Raw genomic sequence first — 14,082 nt, forward strand, 5'->3', positions numbered from 1 at the left:
ATTCGGGTGCCGGGAGACTGACAGGGTATGCGAATCGCGTTACTCGGCGGGACCGGCGACATCGGCGAGGGACTCGCCCTGCGGTGGGCGTACCACACGGACCACGAGGTCGTCATCGGTTCCCGCGACCCGGAGAAGGCCCGCGCGAAGGCCGAGGAGTACGAGACCGAACTCGACAGCCGCGGCGTCGAGAAGAAGGTCACGGGCTTCGTCAACGAGATGGCGGCCGACCGCGCGGACGTGGTGGTGCTGGCGGTGCCGCCGTATCACGTCGCCGACCTCACCGAGGAAATCGCCGACCGCCTCGACGAGGACTCGCTTTTGGTGTCGCCCGCCGTGGGGATGCAGAAGGGCGAGGGCGGCTTCCGGTACAACCCCCCGAGCGCGGGGAGCGTGACCCAGTTGGTCGCGGAGGCCGCGCCCGAGGACGTGCCCGTGGTCGGGGCGTTCCAGAACCTCGCGGCCGACCGCCTCGCGAACCTCGACGTGGAACTCGACCTCGACACGCTCGTCGTCGGGGACGACGGCGACGCGAAGGAGAACGTGAAGGACCTCGCGGCGGGCATCGAGGGCCTGCGCGCGCTGGACGCCGGGCCGCTCGCGAACGCGGCGGAGGTGGAGTCGCTGACGCCGCTGCTCATCAACCTCGCCATCCACAACGACGGTCTACACGACGTCGGCGTCCGCTTCGAGTGACGCGACGGTAGCCAGTTTCTCGCGGAGCGCACCGGCGTCACGAGCGAGCACGCGAATCATCGGTTCCTTCCCGACGGCGCCCTCGTCGAGCACCGCGTCCGGCGCGCGCTCCCGGCCGCGCATCGCGTCGCGGGCGGTCCAGTCCATCGTGCCGTCGGCGTCCGCGGGTTCGTCGGCGCGGTCCACGGTTTCGGCGTCCCAGCGCTCGCGGAGCGCGCTCGCCCGCGCCTCGCCGTACCGGACGTTCGCGGCCGCGGCGACGCCGGGGTCGGTCTCGCGCACGCCGAGCAGGAAGCGCGCGACGTGACTGGACGCGCCCGGCGCGATGCTCCCCGTCGCCCGGACGCCGCGAGACGTGGCGTGCAGGCGGCCGTCGACCGCCACCACGTCCGCGGGCGAGCGAGCGCCGGCGGGTGCGACGGCGACGTTCGTGCCGACTTCCGGAACCAAACCGGGCGGCCAGTCGGCTTCGAGCGCGGCGACCACGTCGCGGACGGCGGTGATTGCGTCCGCGGTGTCGGTGCGGGCGTCGCCGACGGCGCGGTGGTCGACCGGACCGTCGCCGGTGCCGACCGAGCGCTCCGAAGCGATGGCGGCCGCGACGCCCTCGACGCCGCGTTCGACCGCATCCGAGAGCGCGTCGCCGTGCGCGAGGCGGGCGACGATTGCGGCCGACAGCGTACACCCGGAGCCGTGGGTGTCGCTCGTGTGGACGCGCTCGCGGGTGAACGCTCGCGCGGCGTCGCCGACGAACACGTCGACGGGGTCGCCGTCGAGGTGGCCGCCGGTGAGCAAGACCGCGTCCGGCCCGAGGTCGGCGACGGCTTCGGCGGCCTCCCGGAGGTCTCCTTCGTGAGTGATTTCGACGCCAGCGAGCAGTTCGGCCTCCGGGACGTTCGGCGTGGCGAGCGTCGCGGCGGGGAGCAGAGCCTCGCGGACGGTGTCGACGCCGCGCTCGGTGAGCAGGCGGTCGCCGGACTGCGCGACGACCACCGGGTCGACGACCACGGGGAAGGCGGCGTCGCGGAGCGCATCGGCGACGGTTTCGACCACGTCGGCGTCCCCGAGCATCCCGGTCTTCGCGGCGGCCACGTCGAAGTCCGAGACGACGGCGTCACACTGCGCGCGGACGATGTCTGGGGAGAGGACGTCGCTCGCCGCGACGCCTCGGGTGTTCTGCGCGGTGACGGCGGTGACAGCCGAGGCGCCGAACGCGCCGCAGGCCTCGAAGGTCTTGAGGTCGGCCTGCGCGCCCGCGCCGCCGCCGCTGTCGGACCCGGCGACGGTGAGCGCGACCGGCGGCGTCGGGGCGTCGGCGGGCATCAGTCGTCGGCCGCGGGGGACGCGCGACTCGGGAGGTCGACCGAGGGAGCGTCGACGCCGAGTTCCTCGATGGCGGCGTTCGCGGCGGCCTTCCCGGAGAGGAGCATCGCGCCGAACGTCGGCCCCATCCGCGTGAGGCCGTGCGTGGTCGCGGTGGCGAGGCCGGCGGCGATGAGGCCGTCGTGGACTTTTCCGGTGTGTTCGACGACCTTGTCCTCGCTGTCCGCGACCCACATCGAGTCGTGGCCGGGCGAGTCGTGGCCGGGCGCCCCGTACTCACCGTCCTCGGTCTTGTCCATCCCGGTGTTGTGCTCCTCGGCGTGCTCGATGCCGGCGGCGTCGACGACGCCGCGCTCCTGGAGCTTGGAGACGACGACGGCGTCGTGGCCCGTCGCGTCGACGACGAGGTCGGCCTCGACGGCGATGGGGTCGACGCAGGTGAGTTCGCGGGGGAGCGCGTGGACGGGCGTCCAGTTCATCACGATGCCCGCGACCTCGTGGTCGTCGCGCACGACCACGTCCGTGAACTCGGTCATGTTCTGGATGCGCGCGCCGGCGTCGCAGGCCGCTTTGATGAGTGACGAGCAGGCGTGCGGGCCGTCCGCGACCGCGAGCCCCTCGGTCTCGTCGTCGTACTCGTAGGGGACGCCGAGGTCGTCGAGTACGTCGTCGGCGGGCGCGCGGACGGTGAGTTTGTTCATCAGGAAGCCGCCGAGCCAGAAGCCGCCGCCGAGGTAGTTGTTCTTCTCGACGACGGTGACGTCCACGTCGCGGTCGGCGAGTTCCTTGGCGGCCATCAGGCCGGAGGGGCCGCCGCCGACGATTATCACGTCGGTCTCGGTGTCGTCGACGAACTCCTCGGTCCACTGGCGGGCGATTGCGCGGGTGACCTGCGCTTCGTCTGCGTCGGCGAACGAGTCGAACGGCATACTACTAGGTGATACAACCGAGTAATTAAGCGTTTGGATGGACGGTCCCCTGCGTCGGTCGTGCGCGAACCCGCCTCGCTGAACCCCCAACTGCTAAATCAGCCCGCTCTCTCGTAGGGGTATGGACGCGGTCTGGGACGGCGACGGCGTCGCCGACGGGTTCGCCGACGAGTTCGAATCGTGGGCGACCCGGAACGGCGGCACGATGGCGGAGCGAACCGACGAGCGACTGCGCTGCGAGTTCGAATCCTCGGACACGCAGATGATGACCGGCGTCGGCGTCTACGAGGCCAACGGCCGGCACATGCTGCGCTTCGAGACGGTGCGCGAGGAACTCGAACTGAAGATGCTCACGCGCTTCGAAATCGGGGAGACGCGGCTCGCGCTCCAGTCGGACAAGGGCTCCCGGATGTTCGTCTTCGACGCCGACGCCGGCGAGTGGCGCGTCGAGAAGAAGCCGGTTTAGACGCCCCAGAACACGGCGATGCCGGCGACCGTCACCACCGACAGCAGGAGTTGGAGGGGCATCCCGACCCGGAAGTAGTCCCCGAACTTGTAGCCGCCCGGCCCGTACACGAAGAGGTTCGTCTGGTAGCCGACCGGCGTCATGAACGCCGTCGACGCCGCGAACGTCACCGCGAGCACGAACGCGAAGGGATTCGCGCCGATGTCGACGGCGGCCTCGACGGCCACCGGAATCATCAACACGACGCTCGCGTTGTTGCTGATGACGCCCGTGATGAGCCCGGTGAACACGTAGAACACCCACAGCACCGCTATCGCGGGGAGCATCGTCGCCGTGGCCGCGACTAGCGACCCGAGCAGGGCGGCCGCACCCGTCTGTTCGAGCGCGATGCCGAGCGGAATCACGCCCGCCAGCAGGAAGATGACGTTCCAGTCGACGGAGTCGTACACCTCGCTCGGGTGGAGGACGCCGGTGCCCACCATCGCGACGACGCCGCCGAGCGCCGTCGTGACGATGTGCAGCGGCGTGACCGTCGCGGCGAGCACGACGCCGACGATGATGGCGACTGCGTACGGAATCTTTTCGGTTCGGTAGTTCGGCTCGTCGGGTTCGTGCGCGACGATGAAGTCCGGATTCGTCGACAGACGGTCGATGCTGTCCTCGGGCGCCTGCACGAGCAGGGTGTCCCCGACGCGCATCTCCACGTCGTCCAGCCGGCTCCGGAGCGTCTCCCCGCGCGACCGGAACGCCAGCACGTTCGCGTCGTAGCGGCTCCGGAACCCCGTCGACTTCAGCGTCTCGCCGACGAGCGACGACCCCGACTGGATGACGACCTCGACGAGCGTCTGCTCCTCCTGGGTGGTCGGTTCGAGTTCGGATTCGGACTCGGGCGTTCCCGCCAGCGAGAGGTCGTCCACGGCCGCAATGGACGCGAGCGTGTCGCGGTCGGTGCGGACGGTGAGCACGTCGCCGGCCTGGATGACCTTCTGCCCGATGGGTTCGATGAACCGGTCGTCGCCCCGCACAATCTGGAGGATGTCCGCGTCGAACCGGCGCTCGTCGATGGCCTGCGTGACCGTCTTCCCGACGATGGGCGAGGACTCCCGGACGACCACCTCGGTGAGGTAGTCCTCCATCTCGTACTCCGCGAGGTAGTCGTCGGCCGCGGGCACGCGCTCGGGAAGCAGGCGCGGCGCGACGGTGAACAGGTACAGCGACCCGACGACGAGCACGACGACGCCGAGTTGCGTGAACTCGAACATCGAGAACGCGTGCAGGCTCTCGATGCCCTCGGCCTCGCCGAGGCGGGCCGCCGTCTCGCTCGCGAGCAGGTTCGTGGACGTCCCGATGAGCGTCAGCATGCCGCCGAGCATCGACGCGAACGACAGCGGAATCAGGAGTTTCGACGGACTCGTCTTCCCCTTGTGCGCGAGGTCAGAGACCACGGGCACGAGGATAGCGACGACGGGCGTGTTGTTGATAAACCCCGAGACGGGGCCCGCCGAGCCGATGGTCGCCGCGAGTTGGCGGCGCCGACTCGTCCCCGCGAAGTCGGCCATCTTCCGGCCGAGAATCTGGACGAGGCCGGTCCGGCTCACCCCCGTACTCAGGATGAGCATCGCGAGCACCGCGACGGTCGCCTTGTTCGAGAACCCCGAGATGCCCTCCGCCGTGGAGACGTTCGTCCAGTCCCCAAGCACCACCAACACCACCATCACGAGGATGGCGGTCACGTCGATGGGGAGCCACTCGGTGACGAACAACACCAGCGACCCGAGCACGACGGCGAACACCACGAGCATCTCCGTGGTCACCGGGGGCGTCCCGCCCGACGCGGCGAGCGGTAGCGAGAACATACCACCGCGGACGAACGCTCGTCAAATGAGGCTACCGGAAGGCAGCGACCGGCGCACGCGGACGGCGACGGGACGCTTCGGGCGACGCCGGCGGCGCCGCTGGCGAGCGAACTGAACCGCGGAGAATCGGCGTGACCGACTACGCGCCCGCTTCTTCGAGCGCGTCCTCGAGCTGTTCGCGCTGGGTGACGCCGACGAATCGCTCCACGACGCCGTCGTCGTTCTCCACGACGATGGTCGGAATGGAACGCACCTGGTACTCGTTGGCGACGTCCTCGGCTTCGTCGACGTCGATCTTCTCGAACGTGACGCTGTCCCAGTCTTCCTCGAGCTCTTCGAGGATGGGGTCCTGCGTCTTGCAGGGGCCACACCAGTCCGCGTAGAAGTCTTTGAGGGTGACGGTCATCGGTCTATCGAGGCTTGCCGCGCCCCGCGCTTAAGGGTTTCTCACGGGTGGGTGCTTGCCGCGAGTCGGGGTGACTCGAAAGGTTTAGGCCGTCGCGGCGTCAGGGAGCGTACATGAGCAGTGGTCAGAACTCCGGCGGGCTGATGTCCAGCGCGGGGCTCGTTCGCTACTTCGACTCCGAGGACCCCAACGCGATGCAAATCGACCCGCGCTCCGTCGTCGCGACGGGCGCGTTCTTCGGCGTCGCCATCCTGTTGCTCCAGTTCTTCGTGTAGAGCGAGAGGCTTTTTCGCGCCCGCCGCGTACTCGCAGTCATGACTGTCAAGGCCGGCGTCGTCGCCGTACAGGGCGACGTCTCCGAGCACGCGGACGCCATCCGGCGCGCCGCCGCGTCCCACGGCGAGGACGCGGAGGTCGTCGAGATTCGGAAGTCGGGCATCGTCCCCGACTGCGACATCCTCCTGTTGCCCGGCGGCGAGTCCACCGCCATCTCTCGACTGCTCGCCCGGGAGGGCATCGACGACGAGATTCGCGACCACGTCGCCGCCGGCAAGCCCGTGCTGGCGACGTGTGCGGGCCTCATCGTCTCCTCGACGGACGCGAACGACGAGCGCGTCGACACCCTCGACGTACTGGACGTGACCGTCGACCGGAACGCGTTCGGTCGGCAGGTCGACTCCTTCGAGGCGCCCCTGGACGTGACCGGACTCGACGACCCGTTCCCCGCGGTGTTCATCCGCGCGCCGCTCATCGACGGCGTCGGCGACGACGTGGAGGTGCTCGCCGAGTGGGACGGCCGCCCGGTCGCGGTGCGGGACGGTCCCGTGGTCGGCACGTCCTTTCACCCGGAACTCACGGACGACCCGCGAATCCACGACCTCGCCTTCTTCGCGCGGGAGGAGGCAGTCTTTTGACCGTTCCCGTCGTGGTACGAACGTGAACGCGCACATCGATGCGGTCCGCGTCGCCGGGACGCCGGACGGCCCAGTCCCCGTGGTCATCCTCGGCGTCGACGGCGAGGACGACGTCCTCCCCATCTTCGTCGGGTTCGACGAGGCGTCGAGCATCGCGCGCGGCCTCGACGCGACGGACATCGGGCGCCCGCTCACCCACGACCTGACGCTGGACCTCGTGGAGGAACTCGGCGGGCGCGTCGAGCGCGTCGTCGTCTCCCGCGTCGAAGAGGGAACCTACTACGCCGACCTCCACGTCCAGACGCCTCGCGGCGAGGAGGTCGTGGATGCGCGCCCGAGCGACTCGCTGGCGCTGGCCGCGCGAACGGACGCGCCCGTCGAGGTGGCCGAGGACGTCTTCGAGGACGGCCGGCGCGCCCCCGGGACGTTCGACGAACTGCGGGACATCCGCGAGGTGATGGAGGGATGAGCGACGCCGAGGCGAGCGCGGACGACGTGCTCCGCGAACTGTTCGCGGTCATCGAGGACCGGAAAGAACGGCTCCCCGCGGACTCCTACACGGCGAGCCTGTTCACCCACGAGAAGGGCGAGAACGCCGCCCTCGAAAAGCTCGGCGAGGAGGCCACGGAGTTCCTGCTCGCCGCGAAGGACGGCGACGAGGCCGAACTCGCCCACGAGGGCGCGGACATCATCTACCACATGCTCGTCGTGCTCGCGCAAAACGACGTGGACGCCGACGCCCTGCTGGACGAACTGGAGTCCCGTCGGTAGCCGAAATCGAGTTTCTGGCGCGTCGGTTGGCGTCCGAGTACCGGAGGGGTTATCCGCCGACGCCGGGTAGCGTGTATCGGACGGCACGGTCGGCCAGTCGCCTTTCAAACTCGCGTGGTTTCCACGCGCAGTTCCGCTGGCCGACCTACCCCGTCTCTCTAACGACGAAGAGCGACGGCTATTCTGCGCGCGCCCCTCGGCGGAACCGAATCGCTTTCCCGACGGCCCGGCGACTGCTCCGTTCGTCATGGAGTCTGTGGTCTCGGCCGACGGCACGGAAATCGCGTACGAGGCGCGGGGCGACGGCCAACCCCTCGTGCTCGTGCACGGCATCGCGGGCAGCAAGGCGAGCTGGCGGACGGTTCCGGGCCGCCTCGCCGACGACTACCGCGTCGTTGCGATGGACCGGCGCGGTCGCGGCGACAGCGGAGACGGCGACGGGTACGCGCTCGAACGCGAAGTTGAGGACGTCCACGCAGTTTTGAATGCGGTCCGCGCTGATTCGGACGCCGGCGACCCCGTCCTGTTCGGGCACTCCTACGGCGGTCTCGTCGCACTCGCGGCGGCCGGAGATGCGGCCCTCTCGGGACTGCTCGTCTACGAGCCCGCCGTCGTCGCGGGCGACCACCCGGGCGGCGTGCAGCGCGCGGCCCGGATGCGGGACCTGCTCGACGCGGGCGACCGCGAGGCCGCCGTCGAGTTGCTGTTCCGCGGGTACGGCGGGCAGGAACTGGTCGACCGGATGCCCATCGAACAGATTGCGCCAATCGCGGACACCGTCGTCCGCGAGCACGACGTGGTCGTCGAGTACGGCGTCGACGAGTTCGACGCCGACGTGGGTGCACCGGCGCGAGTGCTCGTCGGCGAGACCAGCGACGACCACGTCCACCGCGCGGTCGACGCGGTCGCCGAGCGACTGGACGCGGACGTGTCGGTGCTCCCGGACACCGGCCACCACGCCCTCGAAACCGCGCCCGCGGCCCTCGAAGACGAGGTTCGGCAGTTCCTCGGTTAGCGCGCCGCGAGCCACCCGCCGATAGCGCCGGCGATGGCGGAGTCGACGGCGAGCAAGAGGAAGACGACGACGGAGAACGCGGCGACGCCGAGGCCGAGCAGGCCGGCGGGCACGAGGCCGGTCGCGGACACCACGAGGCTCGCGAGCACGAGGAACGACGCGACGACGAGGCCGCCGAGCGCGCCCGCGAGCAGGCCGTTGACCGCGCCGCCCCAGACGCCCTCCTTCGCCAGCCAGCCGGCGGTGAAGCCGCCGAGCAGGCCGGCGGCCGCGTGACCGACGCCCGGAATCGCGAACGCGAACACGCCGAGCACGAACTGGACCGCGAACCCCGCGAACACCGCGCGCCACTTGACCATACGCGAGGGGACGGCACGCGGGCGTAAAAGCCTCGCGCGCCGATACGTGGCCTTTTACGTGTCGCGCGTCTACCGACGGCCATGATTTTCGAGAACCTACCGACGACCCCCACGTCGGAGGAACTCCTCGACAAGGCGTTCTCCCGGGCGGCACGCGCGGGGCGCGCCAAGCAGGGCCGGGAGGCACAGGAGTCGATGCTCCAGACCTCCTCGAACATCCTCGGGGACAACCTCCACAACGTCGTGACGGAGTGGCCGGACTTCGACCACGTCGACGAGTTCTACTACGAACTCGCGGACGCCATCCTGCGAGACGAGTTCGCCGACGACGAGGGCGTGGACAGACTCCGCAAGCACCTCTCGGAACTCTCGTGGGCGTCGAAGAAGACCCACGACCTCGGCCGCGAGTACATCGGGAAACTCCCGCACGACGCGGACGCCGCCCGGAAGATTCGCAAGCAGGGGTTCGCGCGGATGGGCTCCGTGATGAACCAGGTCGAGGACGACCTCGACGCCGTCGGGCGGGCGCGTGACGCGCTGAAGGTGCTACCGGACATCCGGCCGGACGAACCGACCGTGGTCGTCGCGGGCTACCCGAACGTCGGGAAGTCGTCGTTCGTGAACACCGTGACGAACGCCAAAATCGAGACCGCGGAGTACCCGTTCACGACGAAGGGCGTGCGCGTCGGCCACTTCGAGAACGACCGCGTGCGCTGGCAACTCGTGGACACGCCGGGTCTGCTCGACCGACCGGCCGACGAGCGCAACGAAATCGAGGACCAGGCGGTCTCCGCGCTCGCCCACGCCGGCGACGTCATCTTGTTCTTCCTCGACCCGAGCGGGACGTGTGGCTACCCCCTCGACGACCAGCGCGCGCTCCGCGCGGAGGTCGCCGACCGCTTCGGCGACACGCCGCTGGTCACGGTCTGCAACAAGACCGACCTCTCCGAGGACGTGGAGGCCGACTGCTACATGAGTATCGAGGAAGGCGAGGGCGTCGAGGACGCGCTCGACGCGGCGGTCGAAGCGGCGGGGTACGAGCCCGAACTGCCCTTCGAGGACTCCTAGGCGACGTCGAGGTCGTCGGTCCGACCGTTCTCGCGTCAGTCCACGCGCTCGACTTCGACGTACCTGACTTCGACAGCGAGGTCGCGGCCGGCGCGCTCGTCGATGCGGTCGTTCAACTGTTCTGGGAGGTCGGGGTAGTCGGCGTCGGGCGGCACGCCGAGTGTGACGACGACGGTCTGTGGCTGGCGGACGATGAGGCCGCGCTCGTACTCGAAGCGCGTGTCCAGTAGCGTGACGCCCGGATACCCGTCCTCGGCCACGACGTCGTCGACGGCGTCGTTGATGGCCTGCTCGGTGGACGCCGACTCGAAGGACGCGAACGTGACGCCGCCGAGGAACGCCGACAGCACCGCGATGGCGATTGCGAGCACGGCGACGCGCTTCACGAGCGAGGACCGCGCTTCGCCGACGCGGAAGAACCGCTCGGGCCGATAGCCCGAGTACCACAGCACGACGAGCGCCGCGAGGTTGATGGAGAGAACGTTCACCGCGACGAGAATCGAGGACCCGACGGCGAGCGTCGGGATGTTCCACGCGACGCCGATGCCGACGGCGGCTGCCGGCGGGATGAGCGCCACGGCGATGGCGACGCCGACGAGCGCCGCGGAGACGCCGGTCATCAGGCTGAACGCGCCCGCGACGCCGGCGCCGAGCGCGACGACGAGCGAGAGGAAGTCCGGGCGCAGGCGCTCTCTGACCTCGGTGAGCGAGAGCACGTCGAGGCCGGGCGGCACGACGTTCGTCTCCTTCACGAACAGCGCGAACGCCGTCGACCCGAGTATCGCGAGCGCGACGCCGACCAACTGGAGGCGGACGCCCCGCCGGAACAGGTCCTCGTCGTTGACGACGGTGCCGACGCTCGCGGACATCGCCGGGCCGAGCAGGGGCGCGATGACCATCGACCCGACGACAGTCGCCGGCGAGTTCAACAGCAGGCCGGCGGTCGCGATGACGGTGCTGACGACGGTCATCACGACGTACGTCTGCCGGGACGGCGCGAGGTCCTCGGCGCGCGCCACCAGTTCCTCGCGGGCGATGCGGTCGCCGTTCTCCGCGTCCACCTCGTAGCGCGCCTCCAGTTCCTCGAACCGCCGGGAGACGACCGTCTCGGCGTCCACGACGACCGTGTACGCGTCCTCGGAGAGTCCCACGCTCCGGAGCGATTCGAGGACTTCTTCGACGGCCTCCGTCGGGAGCGGGAAGTGGACGACCGCGGTGTACTCGCGGCCGCTCGTCTCGTCGGTCACGACGTAGTCGATGCCCTCGTCGTCGAGGACGCCGAGGACGGCGTCGCGTTTCCCCGCGGGCACCGTCACCTGTACGAGTCGCACGCCTCCCGATTGAGGGGGGGCGAAGAAAAGCGTTCAGGGGCGAGTGCCGTCTCTCGGGTCGGCAGCGTTACGCGGCGGTCGCGTTGTACGTCACGCGCACGTCGGCGGTGACGGTGACGGGACCGGACTGGATGGACGTACCGGCGTCGCCGCCCGCGCTCGCGTACGCCGCTTCGACGCGGTAGCCGCGGTAGTTCGTGTCCGCGGAGACGATGGTGTGGACGCCCGTGACGGAGACGCTGCCGGCGGCGGCGAGCGTGTCGGCGCGGTTGCGCGCGTTCTCCATCGCCTTCGTCAGCGCCTCGTTGTGGAGTTCTTCGCGTTTCTCCTCGGAGAGCGTGAAGGAGACGCCGTTGACCGTGTCGGCGCCGTTCTCGACGGCGAGGTCGATGACTTCGCCGGCGGCCTCGGTGTCAGCGAGCGTGATTTCGAACGCGTGGACGCCGCGGTAGCCGCGGGTCTCGGTGCCTTCGGGCGTGCGCTCGCGTTCCTCGCGGATGTCGTAGTGCGCGGTGCGGATGTCCTCGGACGCGATGCCGTAGTCTTCGAGCGCGCTGCGGAGCGATTCGGCGCCGGACGCGAGTTCCTCGCGGACCGCCGTCGAGTCGTCGCCGGTCGCGGTGACGGCGACGCGCACGATGGCCTGGTCGGGCGTGGCCTCGACCTGGCCGTTCGCGGAGACGGTAATCGACTTGCCGGACTGGTCGGGCTGGCTGGCCGCGGCGGAGCCGCTGCCGAGCGCGAGCGCGCCGGCGACGCCGGCGCTCACGAGCAGGGCCGAACCGAGGACGGCCATCAGGAGTGTCTTCCGTTGCATACGAGACTGTCTACGACACAACACCTCTTGAAGGTCTCTGGGACTGAAAGGGTCGTTTGAGCGTTCGAGCCGGTGACGCGGGACTTAACCCCGTTCGCGGGCAACAGCGAGTATGTTCGAGAACCGCCCCGACCGGAGCGACGAGGTCGTGCTCGTCGGCCGGTCGAACGTCGGGAAGTCCACGCTGATGCGCGAGATTACGGGCCACAAGGTCCCCACGGGACAGAAACCCGGCGTCACGCGCGAACCCAACCACTTCGACTGGGCGAGCGAGGACTTCATGGTCACCGACCTGCCGGGCTTCGGCTACATGCAGGGCGTCGAGGAGGGCCACGAGGAGGCCATCAAGACGGAGGTCGTGCAGTACGTCGAGGAGTACGCCGAGAACGTCATGGTCGGCGTGCTCGTCCTCGACGGGAAGGCCGCCGTCGACATCATCGACCGCCACAGCGGCGACGACGAGATTCCCCACGTCGTGGAACTCTACTACCTCCTCGAGGAACTCGGCATCCAGCCGGTCGTCGCCGTGAACAAGATGGACAAAGTCCCGGACCGCGACGAGCGCTTGAACGACATCGCGGACCGCCTCGGCCTCTACCCGCCGTGGAAGCAGTGGCGGGACGTCATCGCGCCCATCACCGCGAAGAAGGGGAAGATCGGTCCCTTCGAGGACGCGATGAAGAGCCACCTCGAAGCCGCGAAGCGCGACGACCTGAAGAAGTTCTTCGCGTGACCGGCAGCATTCTGGTCCGCGAACCCAGCGCTTACGGAGCCCCGACGAGCGTCTAGGGACGATGAGTCGCCTCGACGAGACGACGCGACGCGGCCTGCTCGGTCTCGCGGGCGCCCTCGCCATCACCGGGGGTGCCGGCTACGGGATGTCGAAACTCTCGACTGGCGGCGACGGCGCGTCGTCCGCGCCCCTCCACCACACCACGGAGACGACGAGTCTCGGCCTCGACCTCGACGGTCACCCGGTGATGGGGTCGATGGACGCGCCCGTGGACGTCTACTACTACACTGACTACCAGTGCCCGTTCTGCGGGCGCTTCGAGCAGAACGCGCTCCCGAAACTCGTCTCGAACGAGGTGTCGTCTGGCACCGCCCGCCTCGTGTTCGTGGAGTTCCCGAACATCGGCCCGGCGTCGACGACGGCGGCCGTCCTCGACCGGTGCGTGTGGCGGCAGGTCCGCGAGTCGGACCCGCAGGCGTGGTGGCGGTGGCACACCACGCTGTTCGACGAGCAGGGCCAGCCGAACTCGGGGTGGGCGTCGCGGGAGAACCTCCTCGGCATCGCCGAGGACGTGGACGGCGTGGACGCGGCGGCCGTCGAGGCGTGCGCGGACGACCACGGCGAGGCGATTCGGGACAGCATCGCGGCGGACGTAGAGCGAGGAAAGACGTACGGCGTCCGGGCGACGCCGACGTCGGTGTTCGTCAAGCGAGGAACAGAGAAAGCCGGCCGGGTCGTCGGCGCACAACCGTACTCGCGGTTCCAGACCGCGGTAGAGCGCATCCGAGACGCATGACGCGAGCGACCGCGACCGGACTGCTGGCGGCGTTCGGGTACGCCTGCTCGACGGGACGACGCGTCCTCGGTGCGTCGGTCGCCGCGGCAGTGGCGTACGGCGTGCTCGTGTTGAGCGCGTTCCCGTCGTACACCGCCCAGATGGTGCGCGCCGACGTGGCGTACGTGGACGACGCGCTCGTCGCGCTGTCCGAGAACACGGCGGCGACGGCGGGCACCGTGGGGTTCGCGCTGGTCGTGTTGTACGCGCTGACGACCGGCGTCGCCGTCGTCGCCGCCGTCGGCCAACTCCGGTACGGCGACCAGTCCGGCGCCGGCGGCGTCACCGGCGTCCTCCCCGGTCTCGTAGCGTCAGGGTGTGCGAGTTGCGGCGCGGGCCTGCTCGGCCTGTTCGGGTTCGCGGGCGCGCTCGCCGCGCTCCCGTTCCACGGCAACCTCCTGCGGTTCGCGGGTATCGCGGTGCTGGTGTGGTTTCTCGCCCGCACGGGCGACCCGCGGAACTGCAGCGTCGACCGCGGAGCGCCGGTCGAGTGACGGCGTAGCCTCAAGTACGGGGACGCGACCACGCCGCCCCGTGACGTGACAGTCACCGCGAGCCGACCA

Annotated in this window: 18 protein-coding genes; 11 read left to right on the forward strand and 7 right to left on the reverse strand. The window is 69.7% G+C overall.

Going from position 1 to position 14,082, the window contains the following annotated elements:
- The first annotated feature begins 27 nt into the window (after positions 1 to 27).
- Entirely contained in the window at positions 28 to 696 is a 669-nt protein-coding gene (npdG, locus tag LT972_RS12865) for an NADPH-dependent F420 reductase (RefSeq protein ID WP_232570784.1), read from the forward strand.
- Here the strand turns inward: npdG and thiD are convergent.
- Positions 667 to 2,019: a bifunctional hydroxymethylpyrimidine kinase/phosphomethylpyrimidine kinase gene (thiD, locus tag LT972_RS12870; protein ID WP_232570785.1), complete on the reverse strand. Its 1,353-nt coding sequence runs from the start codon at positions 2,017 to 2,019 to the stop codon at positions 667 to 669. The two genes, npdG and thiD, sit on opposite strands and share 30 nt — an antisense overlap.
- Positions 2,019 to 2,948 carry a sulfide-dependent adenosine diphosphate thiazole synthase gene (locus tag LT972_RS12875; protein ID WP_232570786.1) on the reverse strand — a complete coding sequence of 310 codons (930 nt, stop codon included), beginning with the start codon at positions 2,946 to 2,948 and terminating at the stop codon, positions 2,019 to 2,021. Before LT972_RS12875 ends, thiD begins: the two co-directional genes overlap by 1 nt.
- Before the next feature lie 121 nt (positions 2,949 to 3,069).
- On the opposite strand from LT972_RS12875, the gene LT972_RS12880 reads away from it, so the two are divergent.
- Positions 3,070 to 3,414, forward strand: coding sequence for a hypothetical protein (locus LT972_RS12880; RefSeq protein ID WP_232570787.1), 345 nt, complete (start codon positions 3,070 to 3,072; stop codon positions 3,412 to 3,414).
- Here the strand turns inward: LT972_RS12880 and LT972_RS12885 are convergent.
- Together LT972_RS12885 and LT972_RS12890 are read right to left on the reverse strand one after the other, a co-directional pair.
- Positions 3,411 to 5,270 carry an SLC13 family permease gene (locus LT972_RS12885; RefSeq protein ID WP_390226298.1) on the reverse strand — a complete coding sequence of 620 codons (1,860 nt, stop codon included), beginning with the start codon at positions 5,268 to 5,270 and terminating at the stop codon, positions 3,411 to 3,413. The genes LT972_RS12880 and LT972_RS12885 overlap by 4 nt on opposite strands.
- Before the next feature lie 139 nt (positions 5,271 to 5,409).
- Positions 5,410 to 5,676, reverse strand: coding sequence for a thioredoxin family protein (locus LT972_RS12890; RefSeq protein WP_232570788.1), 267 nt, complete (start codon positions 5,674 to 5,676; stop codon positions 5,410 to 5,412).
- A 113-nt stretch (positions 5,677 to 5,789) separates the two neighbouring features.
- Between LT972_RS12890 and LT972_RS12895 the strand changes: the two genes are divergently transcribed.
- From LT972_RS12895 to LT972_RS12915, 5 genes are all read left to right on the forward strand, one after another.
- Positions 5,790 to 5,951 carry a preprotein translocase subunit Sec61beta gene (locus LT972_RS12895; protein ID WP_232570789.1) on the forward strand — a complete coding sequence of 54 codons (162 nt, stop codon included), beginning with the start codon at positions 5,790 to 5,792 and terminating at the stop codon, positions 5,949 to 5,951.
- A gap of 39 nt (positions 5,952 to 5,990) precedes the next feature.
- Entirely contained in the window at positions 5,991 to 6,590 is a 600-nt protein-coding gene (pdxT, locus tag LT972_RS12900; protein WP_232570790.1) for a pyridoxal 5'-phosphate synthase glutaminase subunit PdxT, read from the forward strand.
- Positions 6,591 to 6,612: 22 nt separating this feature from the next.
- Positions 6,613 to 7,059: a bifunctional nuclease family protein gene (locus LT972_RS12905; protein WP_232570791.1), complete on the forward strand. Its 447-nt coding sequence runs from the start codon at positions 6,613 to 6,615 to the stop codon at positions 7,057 to 7,059.
- Entirely contained in the window at positions 7,056 to 7,361 is a 306-nt protein-coding gene (hisE, locus tag LT972_RS12910) for a phosphoribosyl-ATP diphosphatase (protein ID WP_232570792.1), read from the forward strand. The genes LT972_RS12905 and hisE overlap by 4 nt, the downstream gene beginning before the upstream one ends.
- 247 nt (positions 7,362 to 7,608) lie before the next feature.
- Positions 7,609 to 8,376: an alpha/beta fold hydrolase gene (locus tag LT972_RS12915; protein ID WP_232570793.1), complete on the forward strand. Its 768-nt coding sequence runs from the start codon at positions 7,609 to 7,611 to the stop codon at positions 8,374 to 8,376.
- On the opposite strand, the gene LT972_RS12920 is transcribed toward LT972_RS12915, so the two are convergent.
- On the reverse strand, positions 8,373 to 8,735 hold the full coding sequence (locus LT972_RS12920) for a DUF5518 domain-containing protein (protein ID WP_232570794.1): 363 nt from the start codon (positions 8,733 to 8,735) through the stop codon (positions 8,373 to 8,375). The two genes, LT972_RS12915 and LT972_RS12920, sit on opposite strands and share 4 nt — an antisense overlap.
- Before the next feature lie 81 nt (positions 8,736 to 8,816).
- Here LT972_RS12920 and LT972_RS12925 point away from each other — a divergent pair, with 81 nt between their 5' ends.
- On the forward strand, positions 8,817 to 9,803 hold the full coding sequence (locus LT972_RS12925; protein ID WP_232570795.1) for an NOG1 family protein: 987 nt from the start codon (positions 8,817 to 8,819) through the stop codon (positions 9,801 to 9,803).
- Between the two features lie 35 nt (positions 9,804 to 9,838).
- Here LT972_RS12925 and LT972_RS12930 read toward each other — a convergent pair whose 3' ends face one another.
- Complete coding sequence (locus LT972_RS12930) at positions 9,839 to 11,134, reverse strand: TIGR00341 family protein (protein WP_232570796.1); 1,296 nt, start codon at positions 11,132 to 11,134, stop codon at positions 9,839 to 9,841.
- A gap of 67 nt (positions 11,135 to 11,201) precedes the next feature.
- A complete protein-coding gene (locus LT972_RS12935) occupies positions 11,202 to 11,951 on the reverse strand; it encodes an SIMPL domain-containing protein (RefSeq protein WP_232570797.1) in 750 nt (249 codons plus the stop codon).
- 112 nt (positions 11,952 to 12,063) lie between these two features.
- Between LT972_RS12935 and engB the strand changes: the two genes are divergently transcribed.
- From engB to LT972_RS12950, 3 genes are all read left to right on the forward strand, one after another.
- On the forward strand, positions 12,064 to 12,684 hold the full coding sequence (gene engB / locus LT972_RS12940; protein WP_232570798.1) for a GTP-binding protein EngB: 621 nt from the start codon (positions 12,064 to 12,066) through the stop codon (positions 12,682 to 12,684).
- 61 nt (positions 12,685 to 12,745) lie between these two features.
- Positions 12,746 to 13,480, forward strand: coding sequence for a DsbA family protein (locus LT972_RS12945; RefSeq protein ID WP_232570799.1), 735 nt, complete (start codon positions 12,746 to 12,748; stop codon positions 13,478 to 13,480).
- Positions 13,477 to 14,013 (forward strand): hypothetical protein, encoded by a 537-nt coding sequence (locus LT972_RS12950; RefSeq protein ID WP_232570800.1) that lies wholly within the window; start codon positions 13,477 to 13,479, stop codon positions 14,011 to 14,013. The genes LT972_RS12945 and LT972_RS12950 overlap by 4 nt, the downstream gene beginning before the upstream one ends.
- The last annotated feature ends 69 nt before the right edge of the window (positions 14,014 to 14,082 follow it).

This window comes from Halobacterium litoreum (assembly GCF_021233415.1).
Classification (GTDB): Archaea; Halobacteriota; Halobacteria; order Halobacteriales; family Halobacteriaceae; genus Halobacterium; species Halobacterium litoreum.

Coding starts and splice junctions, on each gene's coding strand:
- npdG (WP_232570784.1), top strand. CDS start 28: ATGCGAATCGCGTTACTCGGCGGGACCGGCGACATCGGCGAGGGACTC.
- thiD (WP_232570785.1), bottom strand. CDS start 2,019: ATGCCCGCCGACGCCCCGACGCCGCCGGTCGCGCTCACCGTCGCCGGG.
- LT972_RS12875 (WP_232570786.1), bottom strand. CDS start 2,948: ATGCCGTTCGACTCGTTCGCCGACGCAGACGAAGCGCAGGTCACCCGC.
- LT972_RS12880 (WP_232570787.1), top strand. CDS start 3,070: ATGGACGCGGTCTGGGACGGCGACGGCGTCGCCGACGGGTTCGCCGAC.
- LT972_RS12885 (WP_390226298.1), bottom strand. CDS start 5,270: ATGTTCTCGCTACCGCTCGCCGCGTCGGGCGGGACGCCCCCGGTGACC.
- LT972_RS12890 (WP_232570788.1), bottom strand. CDS start 5,676: ATGACCGTCACCCTCAAAGACTTCTACGCGGACTGGTGTGGCCCCTGC.
- LT972_RS12895 (WP_232570789.1), top strand. CDS start 5,790: ATGAGCAGTGGTCAGAACTCCGGCGGGCTGATGTCCAGCGCGGGGCTC.
- pdxT (WP_232570790.1), top strand. CDS start 5,991: ATGACTGTCAAGGCCGGCGTCGTCGCCGTACAGGGCGACGTCTCCGAG.
- hisE (WP_232570792.1), top strand. CDS start 7,056: ATGAGCGACGCCGAGGCGAGCGCGGACGACGTGCTCCGCGAACTGTTC.
- LT972_RS12915 (WP_232570793.1), top strand. CDS start 7,609: ATGGAGTCTGTGGTCTCGGCCGACGGCACGGAAATCGCGTACGAGGCG.
- LT972_RS12920 (WP_232570794.1), bottom strand. CDS start 8,735: ATGGTCAAGTGGCGCGCGGTGTTCGCGGGGTTCGCGGTCCAGTTCGTG.
- LT972_RS12925 (WP_232570795.1), top strand. CDS start 8,817: ATGATTTTCGAGAACCTACCGACGACCCCCACGTCGGAGGAACTCCTC.
- LT972_RS12935 (WP_232570797.1), bottom strand. CDS start 11,951: ATGCAACGGAAGACACTCCTGATGGCCGTCCTCGGTTCGGCCCTGCTC.
- engB (WP_232570798.1), top strand. CDS start 12,064: ATGTTCGAGAACCGCCCCGACCGGAGCGACGAGGTCGTGCTCGTCGGC.
- LT972_RS12945 (WP_232570799.1), top strand. CDS start 12,746: ATGAGTCGCCTCGACGAGACGACGCGACGCGGCCTGCTCGGTCTCGCG.
- LT972_RS12950 (WP_232570800.1), top strand. CDS start 13,477: ATGACGCGAGCGACCGCGACCGGACTGCTGGCGGCGTTCGGGTACGCC.